Origin of the sequence: Lysobacter sp. TY2-98 (genome assembly GCF_003367355.1) — a bacterium.
Lineage (GTDB): Bacteria > Pseudomonadota > Gammaproteobacteria > Xanthomonadales > Xanthomonadaceae > Cognatilysobacter.
Genome location: NZ_CP031413.1, coordinates 39447 through 62644, shown reverse-complemented (window position 1 = coordinate 62644; position 23198 = coordinate 39447). Strand labels below are relative to the sequence as shown.

General features: G+C 67.8%; 25 protein-coding genes and 1 tRNA gene. 8 read left to right on the top strand and 18 right to left on the bottom strand.

Annotated features, from left to right (window positions below):
- Positions 1 to 39: 39 nt before the first annotated feature.
- From DWG18_RS00335 to DWG18_RS00315, 5 genes are all read right to left on the bottom strand, one after another.
- Positions 40 to 1227: a cystathionine gamma-synthase gene (locus DWG18_RS00335; RefSeq protein WP_115647950.1), complete on the bottom strand. Its 1188-nt coding sequence runs from the start codon at positions 1225 to 1227 to the stop codon at positions 40 to 42.
- A 71-nt stretch (positions 1228 to 1298) separates the two neighbouring features.
- Positions 1299 to 2213, bottom strand: a complete 915-nt coding sequence (locus DWG18_RS00330) for a 2OG-Fe(II) oxygenase (protein WP_115644542.1) — start codon at positions 2211 to 2213, stop codon at positions 1299 to 1301.
- Positions 2210 to 3586: a pyridoxal-phosphate dependent enzyme gene (locus tag DWG18_RS00325; RefSeq protein ID WP_115644541.1), complete on the bottom strand. Its 1377-nt coding sequence runs from the start codon at positions 3584 to 3586 to the stop codon at positions 2210 to 2212. The genes DWG18_RS00330 and DWG18_RS00325 overlap by 4 nt, the downstream gene beginning before the upstream one ends.
- A 102-nt stretch (positions 3587 to 3688) precedes the next feature.
- Positions 3689 to 3907 (bottom strand): YdcH family protein, encoded by a 219-nt coding sequence (locus DWG18_RS00320; RefSeq protein WP_115644540.1) that lies wholly within the window; start codon positions 3905 to 3907, stop codon positions 3689 to 3691.
- Between the two features lie 247 nt (positions 3908 to 4154).
- Positions 4155 to 5429 carry an OmpA family protein gene (locus DWG18_RS00315; RefSeq protein ID WP_115644539.1) on the bottom strand — a complete coding sequence of 425 codons (1275 nt, stop codon included), beginning with the start codon at positions 5427 to 5429 and terminating at the stop codon, positions 4155 to 4157.
- Between the two features lie 93 nt (positions 5430 to 5522).
- Here DWG18_RS00315 and DWG18_RS00310 point away from each other — a divergent pair, with 93 nt between their 5' ends.
- The gene (locus DWG18_RS00310; RefSeq protein ID WP_115644538.1) at positions 5523 to 6632 is read left to right on the top strand and encodes a PilT/PilU family type 4a pilus ATPase; all 1110 of its coding nucleotides are present in this window, start codon (positions 5523 to 5525) and stop codon (positions 6630 to 6632) included.
- A 99-nt stretch (positions 6633 to 6731) separates the two neighbouring features.
- On the opposite strand, the gene maiA is transcribed toward DWG18_RS00310, so the two are convergent.
- The 6 genes from maiA to rplM all read right to left on the bottom strand — a co-directional run bounded on the left by maiA (position 6732) and on the right by rplM (position 10350).
- Positions 6732 to 7409 (bottom strand): maleylacetoacetate isomerase, encoded by a 678-nt coding sequence (gene maiA / locus DWG18_RS00305; RefSeq protein ID WP_115644537.1) that lies wholly within the window; start codon positions 7407 to 7409, stop codon positions 6732 to 6734.
- 83 nt (positions 7410 to 7492) lie between these two features.
- A complete protein-coding gene (locus DWG18_RS00300; RefSeq protein ID WP_115644536.1) occupies positions 7493 to 8479 on the bottom strand; it encodes a fumarylacetoacetate hydrolase family protein in 987 nt (328 codons plus the stop codon).
- Positions 8480 to 8557: 78 nt separating this feature from the next.
- Positions 8558 to 9277, bottom strand: coding sequence for a 2OG-Fe dioxygenase family protein (locus DWG18_RS00295; protein WP_205289377.1), 720 nt, complete (start codon positions 9275 to 9277; stop codon positions 8558 to 8560).
- Between the two features lie 101 nt (positions 9278 to 9378).
- Positions 9379 to 9453 (bottom strand) — tRNA-Gln (locus DWG18_RS00290).
- A 63-nt stretch (positions 9454 to 9516) separates the two neighbouring features.
- Positions 9517 to 9909, bottom strand: coding sequence for a 30S ribosomal protein S9 (rpsI, locus tag DWG18_RS00285; RefSeq protein ID WP_115644534.1), 393 nt, complete (start codon positions 9907 to 9909; stop codon positions 9517 to 9519).
- A 12-nt stretch (positions 9910 to 9921) separates the two neighbouring features.
- Entirely contained in the window at positions 9922 to 10350 is a 429-nt protein-coding gene (rplM, locus tag DWG18_RS00280) for a 50S ribosomal protein L13 (RefSeq protein WP_115644533.1), read from the bottom strand.
- 169 nt (positions 10351 to 10519) lie between these two features.
- Between rplM and DWG18_RS00275 the strand changes: the two genes are divergently transcribed.
- Entirely contained in the window at positions 10520 to 11683 is a 1164-nt protein-coding gene (locus tag DWG18_RS00275; protein WP_115644532.1) for a (Fe-S)-binding protein, read from the top strand.
- Positions 11684 to 11692: 9 nt separating this feature from the next.
- On the top strand, positions 11693 to 12334 hold the full coding sequence (gene coq7, locus DWG18_RS00270; protein ID WP_115644531.1) for a 2-polyprenyl-3-methyl-6-methoxy-1,4-benzoquinone monooxygenase: 642 nt from the start codon (positions 11693 to 11695) through the stop codon (positions 12332 to 12334).
- Positions 12335 to 12402: 68 nt separating this feature from the next.
- On the opposite strand, the gene speD is transcribed toward coq7, so the two are convergent.
- Positions 12403 to 13197, bottom strand: a complete 795-nt coding sequence (speD, locus tag DWG18_RS00265) for an adenosylmethionine decarboxylase (RefSeq protein ID WP_115644530.1) — start codon at positions 13195 to 13197, stop codon at positions 12403 to 12405.
- Between the two features lie 239 nt (positions 13198 to 13436).
- On the opposite strand from speD, the gene crp reads away from it, so the two are divergent.
- The 3 genes from crp to DWG18_RS00250 are packed head-to-tail and all read left to right on the top strand — an operon-like array spanning position 13437 to position 14929.
- Entirely contained in the window at positions 13437 to 14069 is a 633-nt protein-coding gene (gene crp, locus DWG18_RS00260; protein WP_240318671.1) for a cAMP-activated global transcriptional regulator CRP, read from the top strand.
- 3 nt (positions 14070 to 14072) lie between these two features.
- On the top strand, positions 14073 to 14531 hold the full coding sequence (locus tag DWG18_RS00255; protein WP_115644528.1) for a GNAT family N-acetyltransferase: 459 nt from the start codon (positions 14073 to 14075) through the stop codon (positions 14529 to 14531).
- Between the two features lie 53 nt (positions 14532 to 14584).
- Positions 14585 to 14929 (top strand): GFA family protein, encoded by a 345-nt coding sequence (locus DWG18_RS00250; RefSeq protein ID WP_115647949.1) that lies wholly within the window; start codon positions 14585 to 14587, stop codon positions 14927 to 14929.
- 8 nt (positions 14930 to 14937) lie between these two features.
- Here the strand turns inward: DWG18_RS00250 and DWG18_RS00245 are convergent, their stop codons facing one another.
- Genes DWG18_RS00245 through DWG18_RS00225 form a run of 5 tightly spaced genes read right to left on the bottom strand, consistent with a single transcriptional unit; the run spans position 14938 to position 18404 of the window.
- Positions 14938 to 15672 (bottom strand): haloacid dehalogenase-like hydrolase, encoded by a 735-nt coding sequence (locus tag DWG18_RS00245; protein WP_115644527.1) that lies wholly within the window; start codon positions 15670 to 15672, stop codon positions 14938 to 14940.
- Positions 15669 to 16457 carry an indole-3-glycerol phosphate synthase TrpC gene (trpC, locus tag DWG18_RS00240; protein ID WP_115644526.1) on the bottom strand — a complete coding sequence of 263 codons (789 nt, stop codon included), beginning with the start codon at positions 16455 to 16457 and terminating at the stop codon, positions 15669 to 15671. Before trpC ends, DWG18_RS00245 begins: the two co-directional genes overlap by 4 nt.
- Entirely contained in the window at positions 16454 to 16795 is a 342-nt protein-coding gene (locus DWG18_RS00235; RefSeq protein WP_115644525.1) for an antibiotic biosynthesis monooxygenase, read from the bottom strand. The genes trpC and DWG18_RS00235 overlap by 4 nt, the downstream gene beginning before the upstream one ends.
- Positions 16792 to 17823, bottom strand: a complete 1032-nt coding sequence (trpD, locus tag DWG18_RS00230; protein WP_115644524.1) for an anthranilate phosphoribosyltransferase — start codon at positions 17821 to 17823, stop codon at positions 16792 to 16794. The genes DWG18_RS00235 and trpD overlap by 4 nt, the downstream gene beginning before the upstream one ends.
- 2 nt (positions 17824 to 17825) lie before the next feature.
- On the bottom strand, positions 17826 to 18404 hold the full coding sequence (locus DWG18_RS00225) for an aminodeoxychorismate/anthranilate synthase component II (RefSeq protein WP_115644523.1): 579 nt from the start codon (positions 18402 to 18404) through the stop codon (positions 17826 to 17828).
- Between the two features lie 394 nt (positions 18405 to 18798).
- Between DWG18_RS00225 and DWG18_RS00220 the strand changes: the two genes are divergently transcribed.
- Entirely contained in the window at positions 18799 to 21048 is a 2250-nt protein-coding gene (locus DWG18_RS00220; protein WP_115644522.1) for an FdhF/YdeP family oxidoreductase, read from the top strand.
- Entirely contained in the window at positions 21045 to 21842 is a 798-nt protein-coding gene (gene fdhD, locus DWG18_RS00215) for a formate dehydrogenase accessory sulfurtransferase FdhD (protein WP_162823622.1), read from the top strand. The genes DWG18_RS00220 and fdhD overlap by 4 nt, the downstream gene beginning before the upstream one ends.
- A 10-nt stretch (positions 21843 to 21852) precedes the next feature.
- Here fdhD and DWG18_RS00210 read toward each other — a convergent pair whose 3' ends face one another.
- Positions 21853 to 23196 carry a HAMP domain-containing sensor histidine kinase gene (locus tag DWG18_RS00210; protein WP_115644521.1) on the bottom strand — a complete coding sequence of 448 codons (1344 nt, stop codon included), beginning with the start codon at positions 23194 to 23196 and terminating at the stop codon, positions 21853 to 21855.
- Positions 23197 to 23198 lie beyond the last annotated feature (2 nt).

Genomic DNA, 23198 nt, shown 5'->3' with positions numbered 1-23198 from the left:
TCCGAGCGACCGGGGAGATTGCGGAGTCCCCCATGGTAGTCAGCGGTCCAGCCCAAGCGCCCGATCGATATCCGCTCGCAGATCGGCGATGTCCTCGACCCCCACACTCAACCGCACCAAGTTGTCGAACAGCCCCAACTGCGCGCGCCGCTCCGGCGGCACCGACGCATGCGTCATGATCGCCGGATGATTGACCAAGCTTTCCACGCCGCCAAGTGATTCGGCCAGTGCGAACAGTTCGGTGCGCTCACAGAAGCGCTTCGCCGCATCCAACCCGCCCTTTACGAAGATCGTCACCATGCCGCCGAAGCCATCCATCTGGCGCTTCGCCAGCTCGTGCTGCGGATGCGACGCAAGCCCTGGATAGACCACACGCTCGATCGCCGGATGCGACTGCAGCCACTCCGCCAGCGCCATCGCGTTCTCGCAGTGCGCCTTCATGCGCAGGTGCAACGTCTTGAGGCCACGCAGCGCGAGGAAGCTGTCGAACGGGCCCTGCACGCCACCGACGGCGTTCTGCAGGAACGCCATCTTGTCGGCGAGTTCAGCGTCATCACCGACCACCGCCATGCCGCCGACGATGTCGGAGTGGCCGTTGAGGTACTTCGTCGCCGAGTGCATGACGATGTGCGCGCCGAGCGACAGCGGGCGCTGCAACATGGGCGAGCAGAAGGTGTTGTCGACGACGACGATCAGGCCGCGCTTGCGGGCGATCGCGGCGATCTTCTCGATATCGACGAGCTTGAGCAGCGGATTGGTCGGCGTCTCGATCCAGACCATGCGCGTTTCCGGCCGGATCGCCGCTTCGAACGCGGCGGAATCGGTGAGATCGATCCAGCTGAAGTCCAGGCCCGCGCTGCGACGACGCACACGTTCGAACAGGCGGAAGGTTCCGCCGTACACGTCGTCCATCGCGATGACGTGGCTGCCGGCGTCGAGCAGCTCGAGGATGGTCGACGTCGCGGCAAGGCCGGACGCGAACGCAAAGCCGCGCGTGCCGCCTTCGAGCGCAGCGACGCACCGCTCGTACGCGAACCGCGTGGGGTTGTGACTGCGCGAGTACTCGAAGCCCTGGTGTTCGCCGGGGCTCGACTGTACGTAGGTCGACGTCGCGTAGATCGGCGTCATCACGGCGCCGGTGCTGGGATCGGGCGACTGCCCGGCATGGATGGCGAGCGTCCCGAGTCCGGGGCTACGCGAAGAGTCGTTGTGCATGCGATCGCTGATGCAGTCGGCAGCCGCGAAGTTTACCACCGGCCGCTGGATCACCCGGCCGTGCGACAGGTTTCACCCGCTCTTCACGAGACGAAGGTTGCGAGGGCGTGGCGCGTGCCGCGGGTGATCGGCGTCACCTCGTGCAGCAGCGAACAGGAGAAGACCAGCACGTCGCCCGTGGGTGGGCCGTACAGATGCGGGCCGAATTCAGGAAAGCGGAACGTGCCGCCGTCGTACGCGCCTTCGTCGAGATTCACCGAGAGGGCGAAGCGTCGGTGCGCGACATCCGGCGTGTCGTTGTCGCGGTGCGGACGGAAATAGCCATCGCCACCCGCGTAGGCAAGCAGCTTGAACGGATCGCGGCGACTGGTCTGGAACTGGAAGACGCGCGCAAGTTCGGGCATCACGCGGCGGAGCAGACGCTGGTGCACCGCAGCTTCGAGCGCCGGATCGCGGATCGGGCTCTCGCGTCGCGCTTTGATGTCCGGTGCGAGCCGTGGCGTCTCCTGTCCGTCTTCGAGCACGAGCACGTGCGAGCGTTCGCCCCCCTCGCAGACGTCGTCGAAGTGTCGGATCAAGGCGCGACACAGTTCCGGCTCGAGTACGGCCGGAATCTGCAGCACGGGCGCGCAGGCGACGGTGGTCGACGGTGTGAGCGGCGCGCCCGCGAATGGTCGTGCCGTGTCATCGACGATGCGCAGGTTGGCGTCGACACGAAACGGCGTCGACGAAAACATCCCGCACCACTCGGCGTCGGCCGTCGCACTGCGCCAGCCCGCACGTTCGCGCGGCAGGCGGGGCGCGATGAGCAGCCCGGTCGTACCGTCGGCGGGCGGGGAATCGGGCGCTTGCGCATCCGCTCCGACGACGGCGATCCACAGGGGTCGTCCGCCGAATGCCTTGTGCAACTTGACCCGCTCACCGTCGGCGAAGCGCAGCCAGACGTCGGGCAGCCGGTCACCCGGGAGCGCGATCGACGGCAGCGCGAACGATGTCATTGCACGCGGCGGCGCAGGTAATTCAACAGGTCGATGCGGGTGATCAGGCCTAGGAAACGCTCCCCGTCGGCGATGATCGCGACGTGCCCTCGATCGAACACGGGCAGCAGGGCTTCGATCGGCGAATGCACGTCGATCTTGTCGAGCTTGCTGACCATCGCGGTGGACACCGGATCACGGAAGCGCTGCTCGTCGCCGTAGACGTGCAACAGCACGTCGGACTCATCGACCATGCCGACGAGCTGATCGCCGTCCATCACCGGAAGCTGCGAGACGTCGTAGAGCTTCATGCGCTGGTAGGCCGTGACCAGCAGATCCTTGGGACCGACGACAACCGTGTCGCGCTGCGAGTACGGGCGCAGGATGAGGTCGCGCAGATCGCCGTGCTGCTCGCGCTGGATGAAACCGTTGTCGAGCATCCAGTAGTCGTTGTACATCTTCGACAGATACTTGTTGCCCGTGTCGCACACGAACACCAGCACCTTCTTCGGCATGGTTTGTTCGCGGCAGTACCGCAGCGCCGCGGCGAGCAGCGTGCCGGTCGACGAACCGCCGAGAATCCCCTCTTTTTCCAGCAGTTCGCGCGCGGTGAGGAAGCTTTCGCGGTCAGCGATCGCGTACGCCTTCTTGACGCGGCTGAAGTCGGAAATCGGCGGGAGGAAATCCTCGCCGATGCCTTCGACCATCCACGTGCCGGACTTCTCCGACAGCGTGCCGCGATTGATGTATTCCTCGAGGATCGAACCCACCGGATCGGCGAGCACGAGTTCGGTATGCGGCGATTTCTCGGCGAAGCAGCGCGACAGGCCGGTCATCGTGCCCGAGCTGCCGCAACCGAACACGATCGCATCGACACCACCGACTTCCGCCATCTGCGCGAGGATTTCCGGGCCGGTGCCGAACTCGTGCGCGGCCGGATTGTCGGGGTTGCCGAACTGGTTGATGAAGTACGCGCCCGGAGTTTCCGCGGCGATGCGCGCGGCCATGTCCTGGTAGTAGTCGGGATGGCCCTTGGCGACGTCACTGCGCGTGAGCACGACCTGTGCACCCATCGCCTTGAGATTGAAGATCTTCTCGCGGCTCATCTTGTCGGGGACGACGAGAATGAGCTTGTAGCCCTTCTGCTGCGCGACGAGCGCGAGGCCGATGCCGGTGTTGCCGGCGGTGCCTTCGACGAGGGTGTCGCCGGGCTTGATGTCACCGCGCTTCTCGGCGGCTTCGATCATCGCGAGGCCGATGCGGTCCTTGATCGATCCGCCGGGATTCTGGCTCTCGAGTTTCAGGTAGAGCTCGCAGACGCCGGTGTCGAGGCGCTGGGCTTTGATGACCGGCGTGGCGCCGATCAGCTCGAGGACAGATTGATGCAGGGGCATGGCGGATCCGTGCTGCCGGGAATCGCGCCATTCTAGCGGGCGCCGACGCGCGCCCTGACGCCGTCGCCAACCCGCGGTCGGCGACGGCGCGGCGGCGATCCGTCAGTGAAGCAGCGTGTCGGCCATGCGGACCAGGCGGTCCTTGGCGTGAAGCTTTTCGCGCTTCATCCGCGTGAGCTCGAGATCATTGACGGGACTGATGCCCAGTTCGGCATTCATGACGCGTCGGTCGAGATCCTGATGTCGTTGATAGAGCTGCTTGAACTCGGAACTGCCAGTCATCAGCTTGTCGAGCTCGCTCGCGGACCGGTCTTCGAACATGCAAACCTCCTCGGCACATGCGCCCGGCGGCCTGCCGACCGCCGGACACGGTGATGGCCGTGTCGCGTTCCTGCGTGCTCTGCCGTGGGTGCGCGACCCGGCCTGGCGACGGGGCCGAATCGCCCCGACGAATCGACCGTACTCCGGCATCCGGGGAAGCAGCAAGCAGCACTGGGGCGGCGCCGACAGCCGGTCGTCACATGCCTGAAGGCGCTGACAAAACGCCGTTAAAGCCGCTAAAAAGCCGCTATTTCTGGGTGACGACGATCTCGACGCGGCGGTTCTTCGCACGCCCCGCCGCGCTGCCGTTGTCGGCGACCGGGTTGCCGGCGCCATGGCCGCTGGCGTCGATACGGACGCTTCCCGCACCGGCCGCGACCAGTGCCTGGCGCACCGCTGCGGCACGTCGCTGCGACAGCGTCTGGTTGGCCCCCGCGTCGCCCTGGTTGTCGGTGAAACCGTCGACGCGGACGGCCGCGGCGCGCGAGACGTCGATGTAATGCGCCATCGCCTTGAGGCTGGCGGAGGCGGCCGGGGTCAGCGTCGCCTGACCCGAGGCGAAGGCGTCGCCAGCCAAGGTGAACACCTCGCCGCGGCTGTCGCGCTTCATCGGCGGCAGCTTGGCGTCGGCGACGAGCTCTGCCTCTTCGCGGGCGAGCTTCAATTCCTTCTCGCGGGCGGCAGACAGCTTGGCGGCCTGCTGCGTGGCCGCGCCCTGCAGCGCGGTTTCGGCGTCGACGCGGGCCTGCTCCTGCTCGGCAGCCTGCTGGCGCAGGCGCTCGCTCTCCTCGGCCTGCATCTGGGCCTCCATGCGCAGACGGTCGGCCTCGGCGCGGGCGGCGGCGGCGTCGCGACGGCTGGCTTCGAGCTGCAGCTCGGAATACGTGTGCTCGAGGCGGTCGGTGTCGCGCTGCAGAACCTGCGCGAACGCAGCCAGTTCGGCGGCGCGGACGCGGCGCTCGGCCAGGGCTTCGGCGGCCGGGCGCTGCTTGCCCTTGACCGTCGCGAGGGCGTCGACCGCCTGCTGGGCCTGAGCGCGCTCGAGGCGGGCGGCGTCGGCCAGACGCGGGTCGGCGGCGAGCGCCTGCAAACGCAGCGTGTAGTTGCCCGAAGCGCCGCCCGGGGCCGGCGGCAGCGCCGCGGCTTGATCCGGTTCGATGCCCAGCCGCGCCTGCAGATCGGCGACCTCGGCCTCGCGCTGCGTGCGGGCCGCAGCGGCGACGGCGGCACGACTGGCCGCGGCGGCGAGGTCGGCGTCGGCCGAGGCCTGCAGGGCGAACCGGCGGGCATCGTCGTCCTTGCCGGCCGACATCGCGGCCTGCGCCTGCGACAGCTCCCGCTGCGCGGCGGCGAGATCGGCGCCCGCGTACTGGTCTGCATCGGCCTGAGCGGCCCGCGCCACGGCCTGTTGCGCCGCGGCCAGCTCGCTGGTCGGCGGCGGCAACGTCGCGCAACCCGTCATCGTCGTGGTGAGAACCGCGGCAAGAAGCGCGTAGCGCGGATATGCGAAGCTTGGACGCATAGGGGACCCGGATCGTGGCGTTGGGGACGCGCGGTCATTGTGGCCATGCCGGCTGTACCGGCGCAAACCTGCATAGCCATACGAGGAGACTGCATGGACATCGGCTACTTCCTGAAGCTGATGACGGAGAAGAATGCGTCGGACATGTTTCTGACGACGGGGGCTCCGGTCTACATCAAGGTGGAAGGCAAGCTCCAGCCGCTGGGCAATACGGGCCTGCCGTCGGGCATGGTCAAGAAGATCGCCTATTCGCTGATGGACGAAGGCCAGGTGCCGGAGTTCGAAACCAACCTCGAACTCAACATGGCGTATGCACTGCCGGACTCGGGACGTTTCCGCGTCAACGTGTTCAAGCAGCGCGGCGAAGTCGGCATGGTGATCCGCGCGATCAAGAGCGTGATCCCCTCGATCGAGGAGCTGCAGCTTCCCGCATGCCTGAAGGACATCATCACCTCGCCGCGCGGCCTGGTGCTGATCGTCGGCAGTACGGGCTCGGGCAAGTCGACCACGCTGGCGGCGATGATCGACCATCGCAATACGAACATGGCCGGCCACATCCTCACCATCGAGGATCCGATCGAGTTCCTGCACAAGCACAAGAAGTCGATCGTCAACCAGCGCGAAGTCGGCCTCGACACGCACAGCTTCCACAACGCGCTGAAGAATGCGATGCGCGAAGCGCCGGACGTCATCCTGATCGGCGAGATCCTTGACGCGACGACGATGGAAGCCGCGATCTCGTTCGCGGAAACCGGCCATCTCTGCCTGGCGACGCTGCACTCGAACAACGCGGATCAGACGCTCGAGCGCATCCTGAACTTTTTCCCGGAATCGGCGCACAAGAACGTGCTGATGAACCTCGCGCTCAACCTGCGCGCGGTGGTGAGCCAGCGCCTCGTTGTCGGTGTCGACGGGCGCCGCCTGCCGGCGACCGAAGTGCTGATCAACACGCCGCACGTGCGTGACCTGATGCGTCGCGGACAGGTACACGAGATCAAGCAGGCGATGGAAGAGTCGCTGGAAGACGGCATGGAGACGTTCGACCAGTGCCTGTTCCGCCTGCAGAAGGAAGGTCGCATCGAGATGGAGGCCGCGCTGCGTGCCGCCGACTCGCGCGACGGCCTCGCGCTCAAGTTCCGCCTCTCCGAGGGCGCGGGCGCCGAGCACGATCCGTACGCGGACATGTACAGCACCACGATCTGATCGGGCATCGCACACGTTGAAAGCGAAAACGGCGACCTTCGAGGTCGCCGTTTTCGTTTCCGTATCGGTATCGGTATCGGTAACGGTATCGCGAGAGCCCTAGGCCGCGCGCTGCGACTCCGGGCAATCGGGCTGATTTTCCGGTCGCGCGACATCGAATGCAGGCAACGCCAGGCACGCGGCTTCGATGCGGGCGATGGTCGGCCAGCGTCCGATGTCGATGCCGAACCGCCGCGCGTTGTAGAGCTGGGGCACGAGGCAGCAGTCGGCGAGCGTTGGTGCATCGCCTTCGCAGAATTCGCCGGTGGCCGGGTGGTCGACGAGCGACGCTTCCATCGCGTCAAGGCCTTTGACGATCCAGTGCCGCACCCATTCGTCCCGCTCGGCCTGCGGCACGTTCCATTCGTGCTCGAAGTACTGCAGCACGCGCAGGTTGTTGAGCGGATGCACGTCGCAGGCGACGAGCTGCGCGAGACCGCGCGCCCGCGCACGATCGCGCGCGAGCGCCGGCAGCAGCGGCGGCTCCGGCCACGTCTCGTCGAGGTATTCGAGGATCGCCATCGACTGCCGGTACAGGCGTGCGCCGTGCTGCAGGACGGGCACCAGCTCCTGCGGATTCGTGGTCTCGCGGAACTCGGTCGCATGCTGCTCACCGCCGTCGCGCAGCAGGTGCACCGGCACGATCTCGTACGGCAGCTCCTTGAGCGCCAGGCCGATGCGCACACGGTAGGCGGCGCTCGACCGCCAGTAGGAGTACAGGCGCAGCGGTTCGCTCACGACACCTCTCCACGGAGAAAGGGCGCCACCTTAACCGGCCGCCCCGCAAGGCGGTGTGCGGACGGCGTACCGTCCGTCGTCACTCACCGGGTGTGCGGCTCGATGCGCTGCTCGATCGCGCCGAAGATGCTGCGACCGTCGCGGTCGAACATCTCGATGCGAACCGTGTCGCCGAAGCTCATGAACGGGGTCGACGGCTTGCCGTGCTCCAGCGTCTCCACCGTGCGCTTTTCGGCGAAGCACGAGGCGCCCAGCGAGGTGTCCTGGTTGGCCACCGTGCCCGAGCCGACGATCGTGCCGGCCGACAGCGGGCGCGTCTTGGCGGCATGCGCGACCAGCTGGCCGAAGTCGAACTGCATGTCGACGCCCGCTTCCGGCGCGCCGAACCACTCGCCGTTGATGTGCGTCGTCAGCGGGCGGTGCACCTTGCTCCCCTGCCACGCGTCACCGAGCTCATCCGGCGTCACGAATACTGGGCTGAGCGCCGAACGCGGCTTGCTCTGCAGGAAGCCGAAGCCCTTCGCGAGCTCGTCGGGAATCAGGTTGCGCAGCGAGACGTCGTTGACCAGGCCCACCAGCTGGATGTGGCCCGCGGCCTCCTCCGGCGTCGCCGCCATCGGCACGTCGTCGGTCACGACGACCACTTCGGCCTCGAGGTCGATGCCGTAGCTCTCGCTGGGCACGCGGACCGCGTCGCGCGGACCGTAGAAGCCGGCGCTGGTCGCCTGGTACATCAGCGGGTCGACGTAGAAGCTGGCCGGCACCTCGGCGCCGCGCGCGCGGCGCACGCGCTCGACGTGGGGCAGGTAGGCGGAGCCGTCGACGAATTCGTAGGCGCGCGGCAGCGGCGCAGCGAGCTGGCTCATGTCGACGTCGAACGCGCCGTCGGCCGTCCCGGCGTTAAGCGCTTCGTACAACGCGTTGAGGCGGGGCGCGGTGTTCGACCAGTCCTCGAGCGCGCGCTGCATCGTCGGCGCGATGCCGTCCGCGCGCACGGCGCGGGTCAGGTCACGCGAAACGACGATCAGCGTGCCGTCGCGGCCGCCTTCCTTGAGGGATCCCAGCTTCATCGGATGCTCCAGAGACCGGCGCCCACGGCGCGATTGGTTTCAATTGTAACCGTCGCGTTCGAGCCTGCGACGTGGCGATCAGTCGTCGCCCTGGAACGCTCGCGCGCGGTAGGTGAGCACCAGGGTGTCGCGATGGCCGGGCGTGTCGGCGCCATCATCCGGCTGGATCGGCGTGGATTCGTGGATCACGCGGGTGTCGTCGAGCAGCAAGGCCGACCACGGCTCCTCGAGCGTGAAGCGTTCGCCGGCCGGGCCGTTCGCATCGAATACGCGCGTCTCGCCGCCCTTGATGCCGTGGCGACCGATCAGCACCACGGCGACGAAATCGACGCCGTCGCGATGCGCGCCTTCGGGCGTCGGCCGACCGAGACCGCCCGCCGTATCGATGCGGAACTGGTGGGCTTCGACGTACCAGCGCGGTTCCGCGCGGATCGTCGTGAACAGCGCACCCAGCCCACGCATCAGCCCGCCAAACGCAGAGGCGCCTGCGACGTTCGCATCGATCGGCTCGAACCAGCGATGCATGCCGCCGTGCAGCGCGTTGTAGTCGACCGGTTGCCAGTGCGCGCGGTGGGGCGCCGGCGTGACCGCATCGCTCTCGACCACGAAGCACGAGTGGCGACGATGCCGGTAGCGTCCGCCGTCACGCAGGTAGGTGTCGGGGGGCAGCGCGTCCCAGGTCGGTGCGAGTGTCCGCAGCGCATCGATCGTCGACAAGGCGAGCGTCGCGATTGCATCGGGTTCGATCACCGCATAGCCACGTTCACGCAGTCGCTCGCCGGCAGCGGACAACGGCACGACGGGAGGAGGAAAACGGGCAACCATGGCGGCTCCTTTCCCGAAAACGCGAAGACCCGCACGCGGCGGGTCTTCGGGTGACCGGTGAACCGGTCGGTATGTGGCAGCCCCGGATGGATTCGAACCACCGAATGCCTGAGTCAGAGTCAGGTGCCTTACCGCTTGGCGACGGGGCTATGTTGCGAATTTTACCGCGATGGATGCTGACGGCAAGACCGCCAGCATCCGGTGAAACGCGATTAGCGCTTCGAGAACTGCGTGGCGCGACGGGCCTTGTGCAGGCCGACCTTCTTACGCTCGACCTCGCGGGCGTCGCGGGTCATAAAGCCGGCCTTGCGCAGGTCGGTCTTCAGCGTTTCGTCGTACTCGACGAGCGCGCGGGCGATGCCGAGGCGGATCGCACCGGCCTGGCCGGTGATGCCGCCGCCGGCGACCGTCACGATCACGTCGAACTGCTCCGCCGACTTCGTCAGCTCGAGCGGCTGGCGCACGATCATGCGCGCCGTCTCGCGGCCGAAGAACTCGTCCAGCGGACGCTGGTTGACGGTGATCTGCCCCGTGCCCTTGCGCAGGAACACGCGGGCGGTGGAGGACTTGCGGCGGCCGGTGCCGTAATTCTGCTGGGTAGCCATGTTCTTTGGACCTTAGATGTCGAGCGTCTGCGGCTGCTGCGCGGCGTGCGGGTGCTCGGCACCCTTGTAGACCTTGAGCTTGCGGTACATCGCGCGGCCCAGCGGACCCTTCGGCAGCATGCCCTTGACGGCGATCTCGATGACGCGCTCCGGGTGGCGCTCCAGCGCCTGCGAGAGGGTCTCGGTCTTCAGGTTGCCGACGTAACCGGTGAAGCGGTGGTACTTCTTGTCGGCCAGCTTGTTGCCGGTCACCGCGATCTTTTCCGCGTTGACGACGATGAGGTAGTCACCGGTGTCGACGTGCGGGGTGTAGACGGGCTTGTGCTTGCCGCGCAGACGGCGGGCGAGCTCCGAGGCCAGGCGGCCCAGGGTCTTGCCGGAGGCGTCGACGAGATACCAGTCGCGCTGGACGGTCTCGGACTTGGCGATAAAGGTCTTCATGACAAAACTCTTGGTGGGTGCCTGGTCGGGCTGATTGGGAGCGCCGGGGGGCGTCCGAACTTCGCCGCGCGTTGTACGGGACCGGGGTCCCGCGAACAAAGAAGCGGAATTCTAGCGGCCCCGGCCAGCGCGTGCAAGCCGCGTCAAGACCGCGCTAGCATCGGCCGCCATGCCCCTGCCCCGACCGCCCTCGGCCGACCCGCTGGTCGCGCTGGCCGACCAGTGCGTGCAGTGCGGCCTGTGCCTGCCGGCGTGCCCGACGTATGGGCGGGACCGGCTGGAGGCCGAGTCGCCGCGGGGCCGCATCGCGCTGGCACGGGGCTGGGCGTTGGCGGCGCTGGAGCCGACGGCGGCCGGAGACGAACACCTCGACCATTGCCTCGGCTGCCGCAGCTGCGAAGCGGTCTGCCCGGCCGGCGTGCGCTACGGCGCCCTGCTGACCGCCGCGCGAGCCCGGCAGCGACAGCGGCGGGGGGCGACGTGGCGGGAACGGATGATCGAGGCGCTGGCCCGGCGACCGCGACTGCTTGCGGCGCTCCTTGCGATCTATCGCCGGACCTACCCCGCGCTTCCGGCGACGCTGAGACCGCTTCCCCGACCGCCACGGCGGCGCGATACGACGAGGCCGCCCCCCAGTACGACGCCGACCACGCGCGCAGCGCTCTTTCTCGGCTGCGTCGCGCGCGCATACGAACCGGCCCCGCGCGACGCGCTCCGCCGCCTGCTCGCGGCCTGCGACATCGATCTCGTCGCGCTCGATGGCCAGACCTGCTGCGGCGCCCTGCACGCGCATGCCGGCGCATCCGACACCGCAGCCGAACTCGCCGTCATCAATGCCCGCGCCTTCGGCAATGCGCCGCTCGTCTTGACCCTCGCCAGCGGCTGCCACGAAGCCGTCGCCGTGGCGCTCCCGGCATCGACCGAAACCGTCGATGCGATCGAATTTCTCGCACGCCACGCCGACTGCCTGCGCTTCCGTCCCGGCAATGCACGCATCGCGCTGCACCTGCCCTGCACGCAACGCAATGTCGTGCGCAGCGTGCCCGCATTGCGACGCCTCCTCGCACGCATCCCGCACCTCGAAATCGTCGAACTCAACGCCGGCTTCGGCTGCTGCGGCGCAGCCGGCACCGCGATGCTGACCGACGCCGAGCGCGCCGCGTCGTTCCGTGCCCCACTCGTTGCGCAAGCGGACGCCGCGAACGTGCGCGAAGTGCTGAGCGCCAACCTCGGCTGCCGCCTGCACCTCGCGAATGGCACGGCCCTGCCCGTCCGCCATCCGATCGAGTTCCTCGCCGAACATCTCGACGGCATCGATGCAGGCGCGCAGTAGACTGCGCCCATGCATACCCGACGCCTTTCGCCGCTCGATCGCTGGATCGACACCGCGCAGCGCGCACTCGAAACCGTCGCGGGCGACCCGCACGCACTTCGCGCGAACCCCGCCGGCCACCATGCGGATCTGGTGCTCGACGATGCGGAGCGACGCCATGCCGCGGGGCTGATGCGCATCAACCACGTCGGCGAGGTCTGTGCGCAGGCGCTGTATGTCGGCCAGGCGTCGGTCGCACGCGACGCCCGCACACGCGATCACCTGCTGCACGCCGCGCAGGAGGAGACCGACCACCTCGCCTGGTGCGCCGAGCGCCTGCGCGAACTCGACAGCCGACCGAGCCTGCTGAACCCGCTGTGGTACGCCGGTTCGTATGCGATCGGCCTCGCCGCCGGCCTGCGTGGCGACGGCTGGAACCTTGGTTTCGTCGTCGAGACCGAACGACAGGTGGAAGCTCACATCGACGAGCACCTCGTCGATCTGCCGCCCGCCGACGTACGCAGCCGCGCGATCCTCGAAGTGATGAAGGATGACGAGGCGCGCCACGCCGACAACGCCGAAGCCGCCGGTGCACGCGCACTGCCGCCGCCGATCCCGCAGCTCATGGCCGCAGCGTCGAAGGTGATGAAGACGGTCGCCTATCGCGTCTGATGCCAGCGCGGGTCGTGCAATGAAAAAGGCCGGCGATTTCGCCGGCCTTTTCGTTTCGGTCGTTCCCGTCAATCGACGAGGTTGCGTCCGTGGTAGAGCTCCTCGATCTCGCGCTTGAGGCGCGACTCGATCTTCATCCGGTCCTTGAAGGAAAGGTTCTTCGCTTTCTCCTCGAACAGATACGTATCGAGGTCGAACTCCTTCAGATGCATCTTCGTGTGGAAGATGTTTTCCTGGTAGACGTTGACGTCGAGCATCTCGTAGCGATTGCGGATGTTCTTCGCCAGGTAGTCCTGGATCGAATTGATCTTGTGGTCGATGTAGTGCTTCTTGCCCTTGATGTCGCGGGTGAAGCCACGCACGCGGTAATCGAGCACGACGATGTCGGACTCGAAACTCTCGATCAGGTAGTTCAACGCCTTCAGCGGCGAGATGACGCCGCACGTTGCGACGTCGATGTCGGCGCGGAACGTCGCGATGCCGTTGTCCGGGTGCGTTTCCGGATACGTGTGCACCGTGATGTGCGACTTGTCCATGTGCGCGACCACGGCGTCGGAGATCAGCTCCTTGCCGGCATCCTTCTTGTCGATGACCGGCTCCTCGGAAATGAGGATGGTCACCGACGCGCCCTGCGGGTCGTAGTCCTGGCGCGCTATGTTGAGGATGTTCGCACCGATGATCTCGGCGACGTCCGTCAGGATCTGCGTCAGCCGGTCCGCGTTGTACGCCTCGTCGATGTACTGGATGTAGCGCTGGCGCTCATCCTCGGATGCGGCGTAGGAGATGTCGTAGATGTTGAACGACAGCGCCTTGGTCAGGTTATTGAATCCCTGGAGCCGCAGGCGCGGCAGAGGCTTGACCACGTGCGTGGGTCCCGGTGGACGAATGGAGGCGCGGGATTATGGGGCAAGCGGGGTGACGGGGGAACGAACAGCCCACAACGACGTCCCATCAGGCTTGGAACGGCGGCCAAAAACGAAGAGTGACAGGATTGGCCCTTTCCCCCTGATGGTCTATATAGTCGGTTAATTCCTCTAGAGCCCGGCCCATGTCCCCCGACCTGGCAACCCCGCACACGGCGCGTCGTCCGCAGAGCCCGTTGATGCCCGACAACGCGGCCATCGACCGCTTCCTCGCCCATTGCCACCGCCGCCGCTATCCGTCCCGCACGGACGTGTTCCGCCCGGGCGATGCCGCCACCACCCTGTATTACGTGATCTCCGGCTCGGTGAGCATCATCAACGAGGAGGAGGACGGCCGGGAGCTGGTGCTGGGCTACTTCGGCGCGGGGCAGTTCGTCGGTGAGATGGGCCTGTTCATCGAGAGCGACAAGCGCGAGGTCACCCTGCGCACGCGCACCGCGACCGAGCTGGCCGAGATCGGCCACGAGCGCTTCTACGACCTGCTGATGACCCGGCTGTCGACCGACGCGCCCAAGCTGCTCTATTCGATCGGCGCGCAGATCTCCCGCCGCCTGCTCGACACCTCGCGCAAGGCCGGTCGCCTGGCCTTCCTCGACGTCACCGACCGCATCGTCCGCACCCTGCACGACCTGGCCAAGGAACCCGAGGCCATGAGCCACCCGCAGGGCACCCAGATCCGCGTGTCGCGCCAGGAGCTCTCGCGCCTGGTCGGCTGTTCGCGCGAAATGGCCGGCCGCGTCCTCAAGAAGCTCCAGGCCGACGGCCTGCTCCACGCCCGCGGCAAGACCGTCGTCCTCTACGGCACCCGCTGAGCGATGGGGCTCTACGAGGAGGCGCCCGACGGCATCCGCGTCCGTGACGCCCGGATCGGTGACGCCAGCGACGTCGCCCGCCTCCTCGAGATCCTCGGTTATCCGTGCAGCCGCGACGAAGCGGCCGAGCGGATCACGTTCGTGCTGGCGGACCCCCGCCAGCGACTGCTGCTCGCCGAGATCGGCGGGCATGCGTGCGGGCTGGCCGGACTCGAGCTGCGCTATTCACTGGCCCGCGGCGCCGAACAGGCGCGCATCACCGCGCTCGTGGTGATGCCTGAATGCGAGCGACAGGGCGTCGGCCGCCGCCTGCTGCGCGAAGTCGAGTCGATCGCCCGCCACGCAGGCGCCGCGCGCATCGAAGTCACCACGGCGGCGAGCCGCGACACCGCGCAGTCGTTCTATCGCGGCTGCGGCTACACCGACGCCTCGCTGCACTTCGCCAAGCTCCTCGGCGACTGACACCGGATCTCACCCGCATGGCGGCGCCGCATGCGTCGCACGAAGGAGGCGTCATGCATACCGGCAGCTGTCACTGCGGTGCCGTGGCTTTCCGCGTCGACGGCACCATCGATCGCGTCATCGAATGCAACTGCTCGCACTGCCAGCGCAAGGGCATGCTGCTGTGGTTCGTGCCGCGCGACGCGCTGCAGGTCGAGAAGGGCGACGAGACGCTGAGCGAGTACCGCTTCAACAAGCACGTCATCCAGCACCTGTTCTGTCCGACCTGCGGCTGCCAGCCGTTCGGGCGCGGCGTCGGCCCGACCGGCCAGGCGATGGCCGCGATCAACGTGCGCTGCGTCGAGGACGTGGACCTCGAGACGATCGAACGCGTGCCGTTCGATGGTCGTTCGCGCTGACGACGCGATCAGGCGTCGGCGCGCACGACGTCGCCAGCGCGTCCAGGGCAGCCCCAGTTGAGCATCGGCGTACCCGCGGGCAGATGCTCGCGGAAGAACGCGATGCCCTTCGACTTCGGATTCACGACGACCGGATTCCGCGCGGCCTGCAGCAACGGCAGGTCGGCCGTGCTGTCGGAATACGCAGCCGCGATTTCGCCGCCGTAGCCGGCGTCGCGCAGCATCGTCATCTTCATCGCATGGTGGCAGTGGCGCGCGGCGCGGATGCCGCCGAATACGCGCTTGACTTCCGTACCGATCACCGGCACGTCTTCGTGCGCCACGAACGCGAGGATCGCGCGTGCGAGTCGCGGCGGTGCGCCGGTGGCGACGACCACGCGATCACCGGCGACACGATGTCGATGGAACACGTCCAGCGCGACCGGCAGGAGCCGCGCGCGGATGCCGTCGACGTTGTCGGCGACGTAGCGATCGATCAGCGCGTCGAACGGCGCGCGCTCGAACACCGTGCCGACCCACACGAACGCGCCGATGCCGTGCCGGCGCGTCGGAAGGAACGCGATCATCGGGCCCGCGATCGGTGCGATCAGCAGTGCCAGCAGCATGCGCCACGCACTCCGGCGGATCAGCCACGCGAACAGGTGACTGCCGGAGTCGCCGTCGTACAGCGTGTGGTCGAAATCGAACACGACCAGCGGCGCATCGCCCGCGGGCGACCGATAACGCAGTGCATCCAGCGTCATGCGAACAACCGTTGCAGAGCCGCGCCGGGATCCTTCTCACGCATGAAGCTTTCGCCGACGAGGAAGGTCTCGATGCCGGCGCCCCGCATCTTCGCGACGTCGGCCGGCGTGGCGATGCCGCTCTCCGTGACGAGAATGCGATCGGTCGGCACGGCCTGCTTCAGCTCGATCGACGTGTCGAGCGACACCTCGAACGTTCGCAGGTTGCGGTTGTTGACGCCGATCAGCGGGCAGTCGGTCTGCAGCGCGCGCTCGAGCTCGTCGATGTCGTGCACTTCGACCAGCACGTCCATGCCGAGGTCGTGCGCGAGGTTGGCCATCTCGACGAGCGGGCCGTCCTCCAGCGCGGCGACGATCAGCAGCACCGCGTCAGCGCCGATGAAGCGCGCTTCGTACACCTGGTACGGGTCGACGATGAAATCCTTGCGGATGATCGGCAGCGTGCAGGCGCGATGCGCGAGGCCGAGATAGAGGTTGCTGCCCTGGAAGAAGTCGACGTCGGTCAGCACCGACAGGCAGGCGGCGCCACCGGCTTCATAGCTGCGTGCGATTTCGGCCGGATCGAAATCCGGGCGGATCAGGCCCTTCGACGGGCTCGCCTTCTTGGCTTCGGCGATGACGGCCGGCAGTCCCTGCGCATGCTTCGCGCGGATCGCATCGACGAAGCCGCGCGGCGGCGGCATATCGGCAGCGCGGCTGCGCAGCTCCGGCAGCGAGCGCACGCGACTGCGCTGTTCGACCTCCTCGTGCTTGCGCGCGAGGATGGTGGCGAGGATGTCACTCATCGATTGTCCCTGAATCCATATGCGCGCTCGACCCTGGCGACACGCACTTCGAAATGGTCGTACCAGTGCGCGCGACCGTACTCGCGCACCGGTGTGTGCTCCGCGTGCTGGCGCCAGGCGGCGATCGAGGCCTCGTCCTTCCAGTACGACAGCGTGATGCCGAATCCATCATCGCCACGCACCGATTCGACACCGAGGAAACCCGGCTGCGTCGCCGCGAGCGCGATCATGCGATCGGCCGCTTCCGCGTAAGCCTCGGCGCCGACGTCGTTGCGCTGCGAGGTGAAGGACACCAGCCAGTACGGCGGTGCGGGCGTCCTCGCGAAACCCGTGCTCATGCAGCCAGCTCCTTCGTCGTCGCGACGAATTGGTGCAGCTTTTCGCGTGCGGCACCGGACGCGATCGTGCGGCGCGCGAGCGCGATGCCGTCGGCGATCGATTCGGCGCGCCCGGCGACATACAGCGCGGCGCCTGCATTGAGCGCGACGATCTCGCGCGGCAGTCCGGGTGTGTCGTCGAGCGCGAGCATCAGCATCGCGCGCGACTCCGCGGCATCGGCGACCTTGAGGTTGCGGCTGGCCGCCATCGCGATGCCGAAGTCTTCCGGATGCACCTCGTACTCACGCACGACGCCGTTGCGCAGTTCGCCGACCAGCGTGGCCGCGCCCAGCGACAGCTCGTCCATGCCATCGCGACCCCACACCACCATCGCACGCTGCGCACCCAGCTCCTGCAGCACACGCACCTGGATGCCGACGAGGTCGGGATGGAACACGCCCAGCAGGATATTCGGCGCGCCGGCCGGATTGGTCAGCGGGCCGAGGATGTTGAACAGCGTGCGCACGCCCATTTCGCGACGCACCGGCGCGACCACCTTCATCGCCGGGTGGTGCAGCGGCGCGAACATGAAACCGATGCCGGTGCGTTCGATGCAGCGCGCCACCTGCTCCGGCTGCAGTTCGATGTTCGCGCCGAGCGATTCGAGCACGTCGGCGCTGCCCGAACTCGACGACACGCTGCGACCACCGTGCTTGGCGACTTTCGCGCCTGCCGCGGCCACGACGAACATGCTCGCCGTCGAGATGTTGAACGTGCTTGCGCCGTCGCCGCCGGTGCCGACGATGTCGACCATGTTCGAGCGGTCCACAACATCGACCGGCGTCGCGAACTCGCGCATCACCTGCGCGGCACCAGCGATTTCGCCGACGGTTTCCTTCTTGACCCGCAGGCCGGTGAGGATGGCCGACGTCATAGTCGGGCTGACCTCGCCGCGCATGATCATGCGCATGAGGTCGACCATCTCATCGTGGAAGATCTCGCGGTGCTCGATCGTGCGCTGCAGCGCCTGCTGGGGCGTGATCGGCATGCTCAACGCTCCAGGAAGTTCTTCAGCAGCGCGTGGCCGTGCTGCGTGAGGATGGATTCGGGGTGGAACTGCACGCCTTCGACCGGGTGCTGGCGATGGCGCAGACCCATGATTTCGTCGAAGCCGCCCGCGCCGTCTTCCGTCCATGCGGTGACTTCGAGTGCGTCCGGCAGGGTGTCCCGCGCGACGACCAGGGAGTGATAACGCGTCGCCTCGTAGGCATCCGGCAGCCCTGCGAACACGCCCCGCCCTTCGTGGCGGATGCGCGACGTCTTGCCGTGCATGATCGTCTTCGCGCGCACCACGTCACCGCCGTAGGCCTGCCCGATCGACTGGTGGCCCAGGCAGACGCCCAGCAGCGGCACGCGCGATCCGAGCTCGCGGATGACGTCGACACACACGCCCGCCTCGTTCGGCGTGCACGGCCCCGGCGAAATCACGATGCGATCGGGCGCGAGCGCGTCGATCTCGCCGACCGACATCTCGTCGTTGCGCACCACCTTCACCTCGGCCCCGAGCGACTGCAGGTACTGCACGAGGTTCCAGGTAAAGCTGTCGTAGTTGTCGATCATCAACAGCATGGGACGTTCCGCGAAAGAGGGTTCGGCAAGAAGGGCACTGTCGGACGGCATCTTCGCCGCGACGGACGCCCGCCCACGGCGACATGCACGCCGGCCGCGACAAGGCGGTCGAACACGGGGGAGACGGAGGGGATTCGGATCAGGACGTGGAGCGAACGGCACGCGCGGGTTCCTCGGGCGACGACGGGGCGGGGCGGACGGTGGCGCAGGGCCACCATCGCCAACCAGCGTCGGCATGCGGGAACGGGACGGTCGTGCGGTGCATGCGCCTACTGTAGCGGCTCGGGCGCGACGGCGCGACCGCGACGGGGCCTGTTCAGGGCGGACGCGCCGCCGACGCGGCGGATGCATGCGGACGGTGCTTGAATAGCCCTCCGATCCGCCACCGCCCGCCATGACCGACCGCACCTTCAAGCCCTACACGCGACCTGCCGGTGGCTGGGATTCGTTGCGCCGCTCGTGGCAGGCGCTGCGCGAGGAAGGCATCGTCGCCACGGGCACGCGGACCATGCTGCGCACCAACCAGGACGACGGCTTCGACTGTCCGGGCTGCGCCTGGCCCGATCGCAATCCGAACTCGACCTTCGAGTTCTGCGAGAACGGGGTCAAGGCGGTGGCGGCGGAAGCGACGGCGCGCCGCGTCACCCGCGAGTTCTTCGCGCAGCACACGGTGACCGAGCTCGCCGCGCAGACCGATCACTGGCTGGAAGCGCAAGGCCGCCTGACCGAACCCATGCGCTACGACGCGAGCACCGATCGCTATATGCCGATCGCGTGGGACGCGGCGTTCGCGCAGGTCGCCGGGCATCTCAACGCGCTGGCAAGCCCCGATGAAGCGTTGTTCTACACCTCGGGCCGCACTTCGAACGAGGCCGCGTTCCTCTACCAGCTCTTCGTGCGCGCGTACGGCACGAACAACCTGCCGGACTGCTCGAACCTGTGCCACGAGGCATCGGGCGTCGCGCTCACCGAGCAGATCGGCAGCGGCAAGGGCTCGGTGCTGCTCGAGGACTTCGAACACGCCGAAGCGATCTTCATCTTCGGCCAGAACCCCGGCACGAATCATCCGCGGATGCTCGGCGAGCTGCGCGAGGCCGCGCGCCGCGGCTGCCGCATCGTCGTGTTCAACCCGTTGCGCGAGCGCGGGCTGGAGCGCTTCGCGCATCCGCAGAGCCCGACGGAGATGCTCACCGGCGGCAGCACGAAGATCGCGACGGATTACTACACGCCGCGCATCGGGGGCGATCTTGCCGCGCTCACGGGCATTGCCAAGGCGCTGATCGAACGCGGCACGCTCGATCGCGACTTCATCGCGACGTACACGACCGGATTCGAGGCGTTCGCCACCCACCTCGCAGGGCAGGACTGGCCGCAGATCGAAGCGCAGTCCGGTCTTACGCGCGCGCAGCTCGAAGAGGCCGCGGCGATCTACGACGCCAGCCGGGCCACGATCTTCTGCTGGGGCATGGGCATCACCCAGCATCGCCGCAGCGTCGCGACGATCCAGATGCTGATGGCGGTGCTGCTGCTCAAGGGCAACATCGGCAAGCCCGGCGCGGGCCCCTGCCCGGTGCGTGGTCATTCCAACGTGCAGGGCGATCGCACGATGGGCATCTACGAGAAGCCGTCGACCGCATTTCTCGACGCACTCCAAGCGGAGTTCGGTTTCGAGCCGCCGCACGCGCACGGGCACGACGTGGTCTCCGGCATCGAAGCCATGCTCGACGGTCGCGCCAGGGTGCTGTTCGCGATGGGCGGCAATTTCGCCGCGGCGACGCCCGACACCGCGCGCACTGCCGAAGCACTGCGGCGATGCGATCTCACGGTGCACGTGTCGACCAAACTCAACCGCTCGCATCTCGTGCACGGGCGCGAGGCGCTGATCCTGCCCTGCCTCGGCCGCAGCGAGATCGACATGCAGGCCGGCAGTCGCCAGGCGGTCAGCGTCGAGGATTCGATGAGCATGGTGCACCTGTCGTGCGGCCTGAAGACGCCGGCGTCGGACCACCTGATGTCGGAGCCGGCGATCGTCGCGCATCTCGCGGCGGCGACGCTGCATGACAGCCGCGTGCCATGGATGGAGCTCGTCTCGCACTACGACCGCATTCGCGAGCGCATCGCGCGCGTCGTACCGGGTTTCGAGGATTTCAACGCGCGCGTCCGCGTTCCCGGCGGCTTCCACCTGCACCATCCGGGGCGCGAACGCGAATTCCCGACCGCGAGCGGCCGCGCGGGCTTCTTCGTGCATCCCTTGCAGGACGAAGCGACCACGACGCCCTTCAAACTCATGACCGTACGTTCGCACGATCAGTACAACACCACGATCTACGGCCTCGACGACCGCTATCGGGGCGTGCTCGGCCTGCGCCGTGTCTGCTTCATCAATGCGCGCGATCTGTCGAAGTACGGCTGGGAGCCGGGCCAGCTCGTCGACATCACCTCCGTCTGGCACGACGGCGAGCGCACCGTGCAGGGTTTCACATTGGTCGACTACGACATCCCCGACGGCTGCCTCGCGAGTTATTTCCCCGAAACGAACCCGCTGGTGCCGCTCGACAGCGTGGCCGAGCGCGCCGGAACGCCTACGTCGAAGGCGATTGCCGTACGACTGACGCCGAGCGCCGCCGGTACTGTCGCATCGTGAGTGATCTCCCGCCCGATGCATTGCGTCGCCATGAAGCGTTGCGCATCGACGCCAGCGGACGCCATGCCTTCGCGGACACCGTCATCGCCGAGCTGCCCATCGCGTTCGCCTACAACGGCCTCGCGCATGCGGTGATGCTGGCGACGCCGGCCGATCTCGACGACTTCGCGCTCGGCTTCTCGTTGAACGAAGGCATCGTCGACGACGCCTCGCAGCTGCGGCTCGTCGAGCAACAGCGCAGCAGTGAAGGCATCGCGCTGGAACTCGCGATCCCGCAAGCCTGCTTCGATCGTCTTGCGGAGCGCACGCGCCATCTCGCCGCGGGCAGCGGCTGCGGTTTGTGCGGTCTCGAATCGCTGCAGCAGACGCTGCGCGAGCCGCCGGACGTGCGTGATGACGCGCAGATCGATGCCGCAGCGATCGTCGCCGGCATGCGCCGTTTGCAGGACGCGCAGCCGCTCAATCGCGAAAGCGGTGGCGTGCACGCCGCAGCATGGATCGCGGGCGACGCGTTGCTGGTGCGCGAGGACGTCGGGCGTCACAACGCGCTCGACAAGCTCGTCGGCGCCCTCGCCCGCGTGTCGCGGCCCTCAGGGTTTCTCGCATTGAGCTCGCGTGCGTCCTACGAACTCGTGCACAAGGCGGCATGCGCGGGCATGGGTGTGATCGCGGTGATTTCCGCGCCGACCACGCTGGCCATCGACCTTGCCGAACGCAGTGGGATCACGCTGGTCGCGTTCGTGCGTGGCGAGCAGATGAACGTGTACTCGCACGCGTGGCGCATTCGCGGCTGACCCGAGGCGCTCAATCCGCCAGGGGCAGATTGATGCAGACGCCGAGTCCAGGCGCGCAATCGACCAATCGCACCTGGCCGCCGTGACGCAGCACGATCGCACGCACCAGGCTGAGCCCGAGGCCGATACCCGGTGAGCCGCGATGCGCCTCCAGGCGCTGGAAGCGGTCGAATACGCGCTCGCGCTCGGCTTCCGGCACGCCGGGGCCCTCGTCCTCGACGCTCAGCTGCGCGCTGCCGGCGTGGCACGACAGCTGGATGCGCACGCGGCTTCCTTCCGGCGCGTACTTCAGCGCGTTGTCGAGCAGGTTGACGATGACCTGGAACAGCTGGTCGCGATCGCCCCGCACGCGACAGGGCACCGCGTGCGCCTCGAGCTCGAGCCCGCGTTCGAGCGCACTGGGCGTGTAGAGCTCCGCGGCGTCGTCGACGAGTTCGGCGAGATCCAGCAGCGGCTCGTCGGCCACGGCAGGCTGCGCCTCGATGCGCGCCAGCCGCAGAAGCGCGCCAAACGCCTGCAGGAGCTGATCGGTTTCGATCAGTGCGGCATCCAGCGCACGGCTGCGTGCGTCGTCATCGCGATGACGCGCCTCCTCGAGCCGGTTGCGCAGGCGCGTCAGCGGCGTGCGCAGATCGTGCGCGATGTGGTCGGTGGCGTGGCGCACCGCGCCGAGTAGCGCTTCGATGCGGTCGAGCATCGCGTTGAAGCGGCGTGCGAGCCGATCGAACGCGTCGTTGCTGCCGTCGACGGGCGCACGCAGGCCGAGTTCGCCGTCACCGACGCGTTGGGCGGTTTGGTCGAGATCACGCAGTCGGCGCGACACCCAGCGCGAGGCGAACCAGCCGGTGAGCGCACCCAGCGTCGCCGCGACCAGCGCGGCCGCGAGCGCCGTACGCAGCATCAGCGCGAGGAACCGGTCCTGCGACCGCGTGCGCTGCCCGGTGACCAGCGTCAGGCCATCGCGGAAGCGGTGCACGCGCGCGATCACGCGCACCTGGCCGCTATCGTCGCTCTGCGCGAACTCGACCCAGCCGTGCGGATCGCGCGGACCCGGCACATGCGCGAGCGGGCCCGCGATGCGCCGGCCGCCCGTGTCGAACAGCCCGTATACGGCCGCATCGTCGTCGGACTCGACGCGGCTGCGCACTTCGTCGATGAAGTCTTGGCGCCCGTCGTCGCGCGCGATCTCGAGCAGGCCGGCTTCGTCGGCGCGCACCACGTCGCGGGTGTCCCCGTCGAGCAGCGTCGACACGGTGAAGCGCACGCCGACACCGAGCACCACGAACGCCACGAAGAACGACAGCGTGACCGCGATCGCGAGCCGCGCGCTGGTCGATCGTGGCCAGGCGATCACGC

What these genes read in the sequence shown, in the direction of transcription:
- rplM (WP_115644533.1), bottom strand. Translation starts at nt 10,350, where the DNA reads ATGAAGACCTTTATCGCCAAGTCCGAGACCGTCCAGCGCGACTGGTAT.
- DWG18_RS00255 (WP_115644528.1), top strand. Translation starts at nt 14,073, where the DNA reads ATGGGGCTCTACGAGGAGGCGCCCGACGGCATCCGCGTCCGTGACGCC.
- DWG18_RS00325 (WP_115644541.1), bottom strand. Translation starts at nt 3,586, where the DNA reads ATGCCCCTGCATCAATCTGTCCTCGAGCTGATCGGCGCCACGCCGGTC.
- trpD (WP_115644524.1), bottom strand. Translation starts at nt 17,823, where the DNA reads ATGCCGATCACGCCCCAGCAGGCGCTGCAGCGCACGATCGAGCACCGC.
- DWG18_RS00310 (WP_115644538.1), top strand. Translation starts at nt 5,523, where the DNA reads ATGGACATCGGCTACTTCCTGAAGCTGATGACGGAGAAGAATGCGTCG.
- trpC (WP_115644526.1), bottom strand. Translation starts at nt 16,457, where the DNA reads ATGAGTGACATCCTCGCCACCATCCTCGCGCGCAAGCACGAGGAGGTC.
- rpsI (WP_115644534.1), bottom strand. Translation starts at nt 9,909, where the DNA reads ATGGCTACCCAGCAGAATTACGGCACCGGCCGCCGCAAGTCCTCCACC.
- coq7 (WP_115644531.1), top strand. Translation starts at nt 11,693, where the DNA reads ATGCATACCCGACGCCTTTCGCCGCTCGATCGCTGGATCGACACCGCG.
- DWG18_RS00250 (WP_115647949.1), top strand. Translation starts at nt 14,585, where the DNA reads ATGCATACCGGCAGCTGTCACTGCGGTGCCGTGGCTTTCCGCGTCGAC.
- DWG18_RS00300 (WP_115644536.1), bottom strand. Translation starts at nt 8,479, where the DNA reads ATGAAGCTGGGATCCCTCAAGGAAGGCGGCCGCGACGGCACGCTGATC.
- crp (WP_240318671.1), top strand. Translation starts at nt 13,437, where the DNA reads ATGCCCGACAACGCGGCCATCGACCGCTTCCTCGCCCATTGCCACCGC.
- DWG18_RS00245 (WP_115644527.1), bottom strand. Translation starts at nt 15,672, where the DNA reads ATGACGCTGGATGCACTGCGTTATCGGTCGCCCGCGGGCGATGCGCCG.
- DWG18_RS00315 (WP_115644539.1), bottom strand. Translation starts at nt 5,429, where the DNA reads ATGCGTCCAAGCTTCGCATATCCGCGCTACGCGCTTCTTGCCGCGGTT.
- DWG18_RS00320 (WP_115644540.1), bottom strand. Translation starts at nt 3,907, where the DNA reads ATGTTCGAAGACCGGTCCGCGAGCGAGCTCGACAAGCTGATGACTGGC.
- DWG18_RS00220 (WP_115644522.1), top strand. Translation starts at nt 18,799, where the DNA reads ATGACCGACCGCACCTTCAAGCCCTACACGCGACCTGCCGGTGGCTGG.
- DWG18_RS00225 (WP_115644523.1), bottom strand. Translation starts at nt 18,404, where the DNA reads ATGCTGTTGATGATCGACAACTACGACAGCTTTACCTGGAACCTCGTG.
- DWG18_RS00330 (WP_115644542.1), bottom strand. Translation starts at nt 2,213, where the DNA reads ATGACATCGTTCGCGCTGCCGTCGATCGCGCTCCCGGGTGACCGGCTG.
- DWG18_RS00235 (WP_115644525.1), bottom strand. Translation starts at nt 16,795, where the DNA reads ATGAGCACGGGTTTCGCGAGGACGCCCGCACCGCCGTACTGGCTGGTG.
- DWG18_RS00275 (WP_115644532.1), top strand. Translation starts at nt 10,520, where the DNA reads ATGCCCCTGCCCCGACCGCCCTCGGCCGACCCGCTGGTCGCGCTGGCC.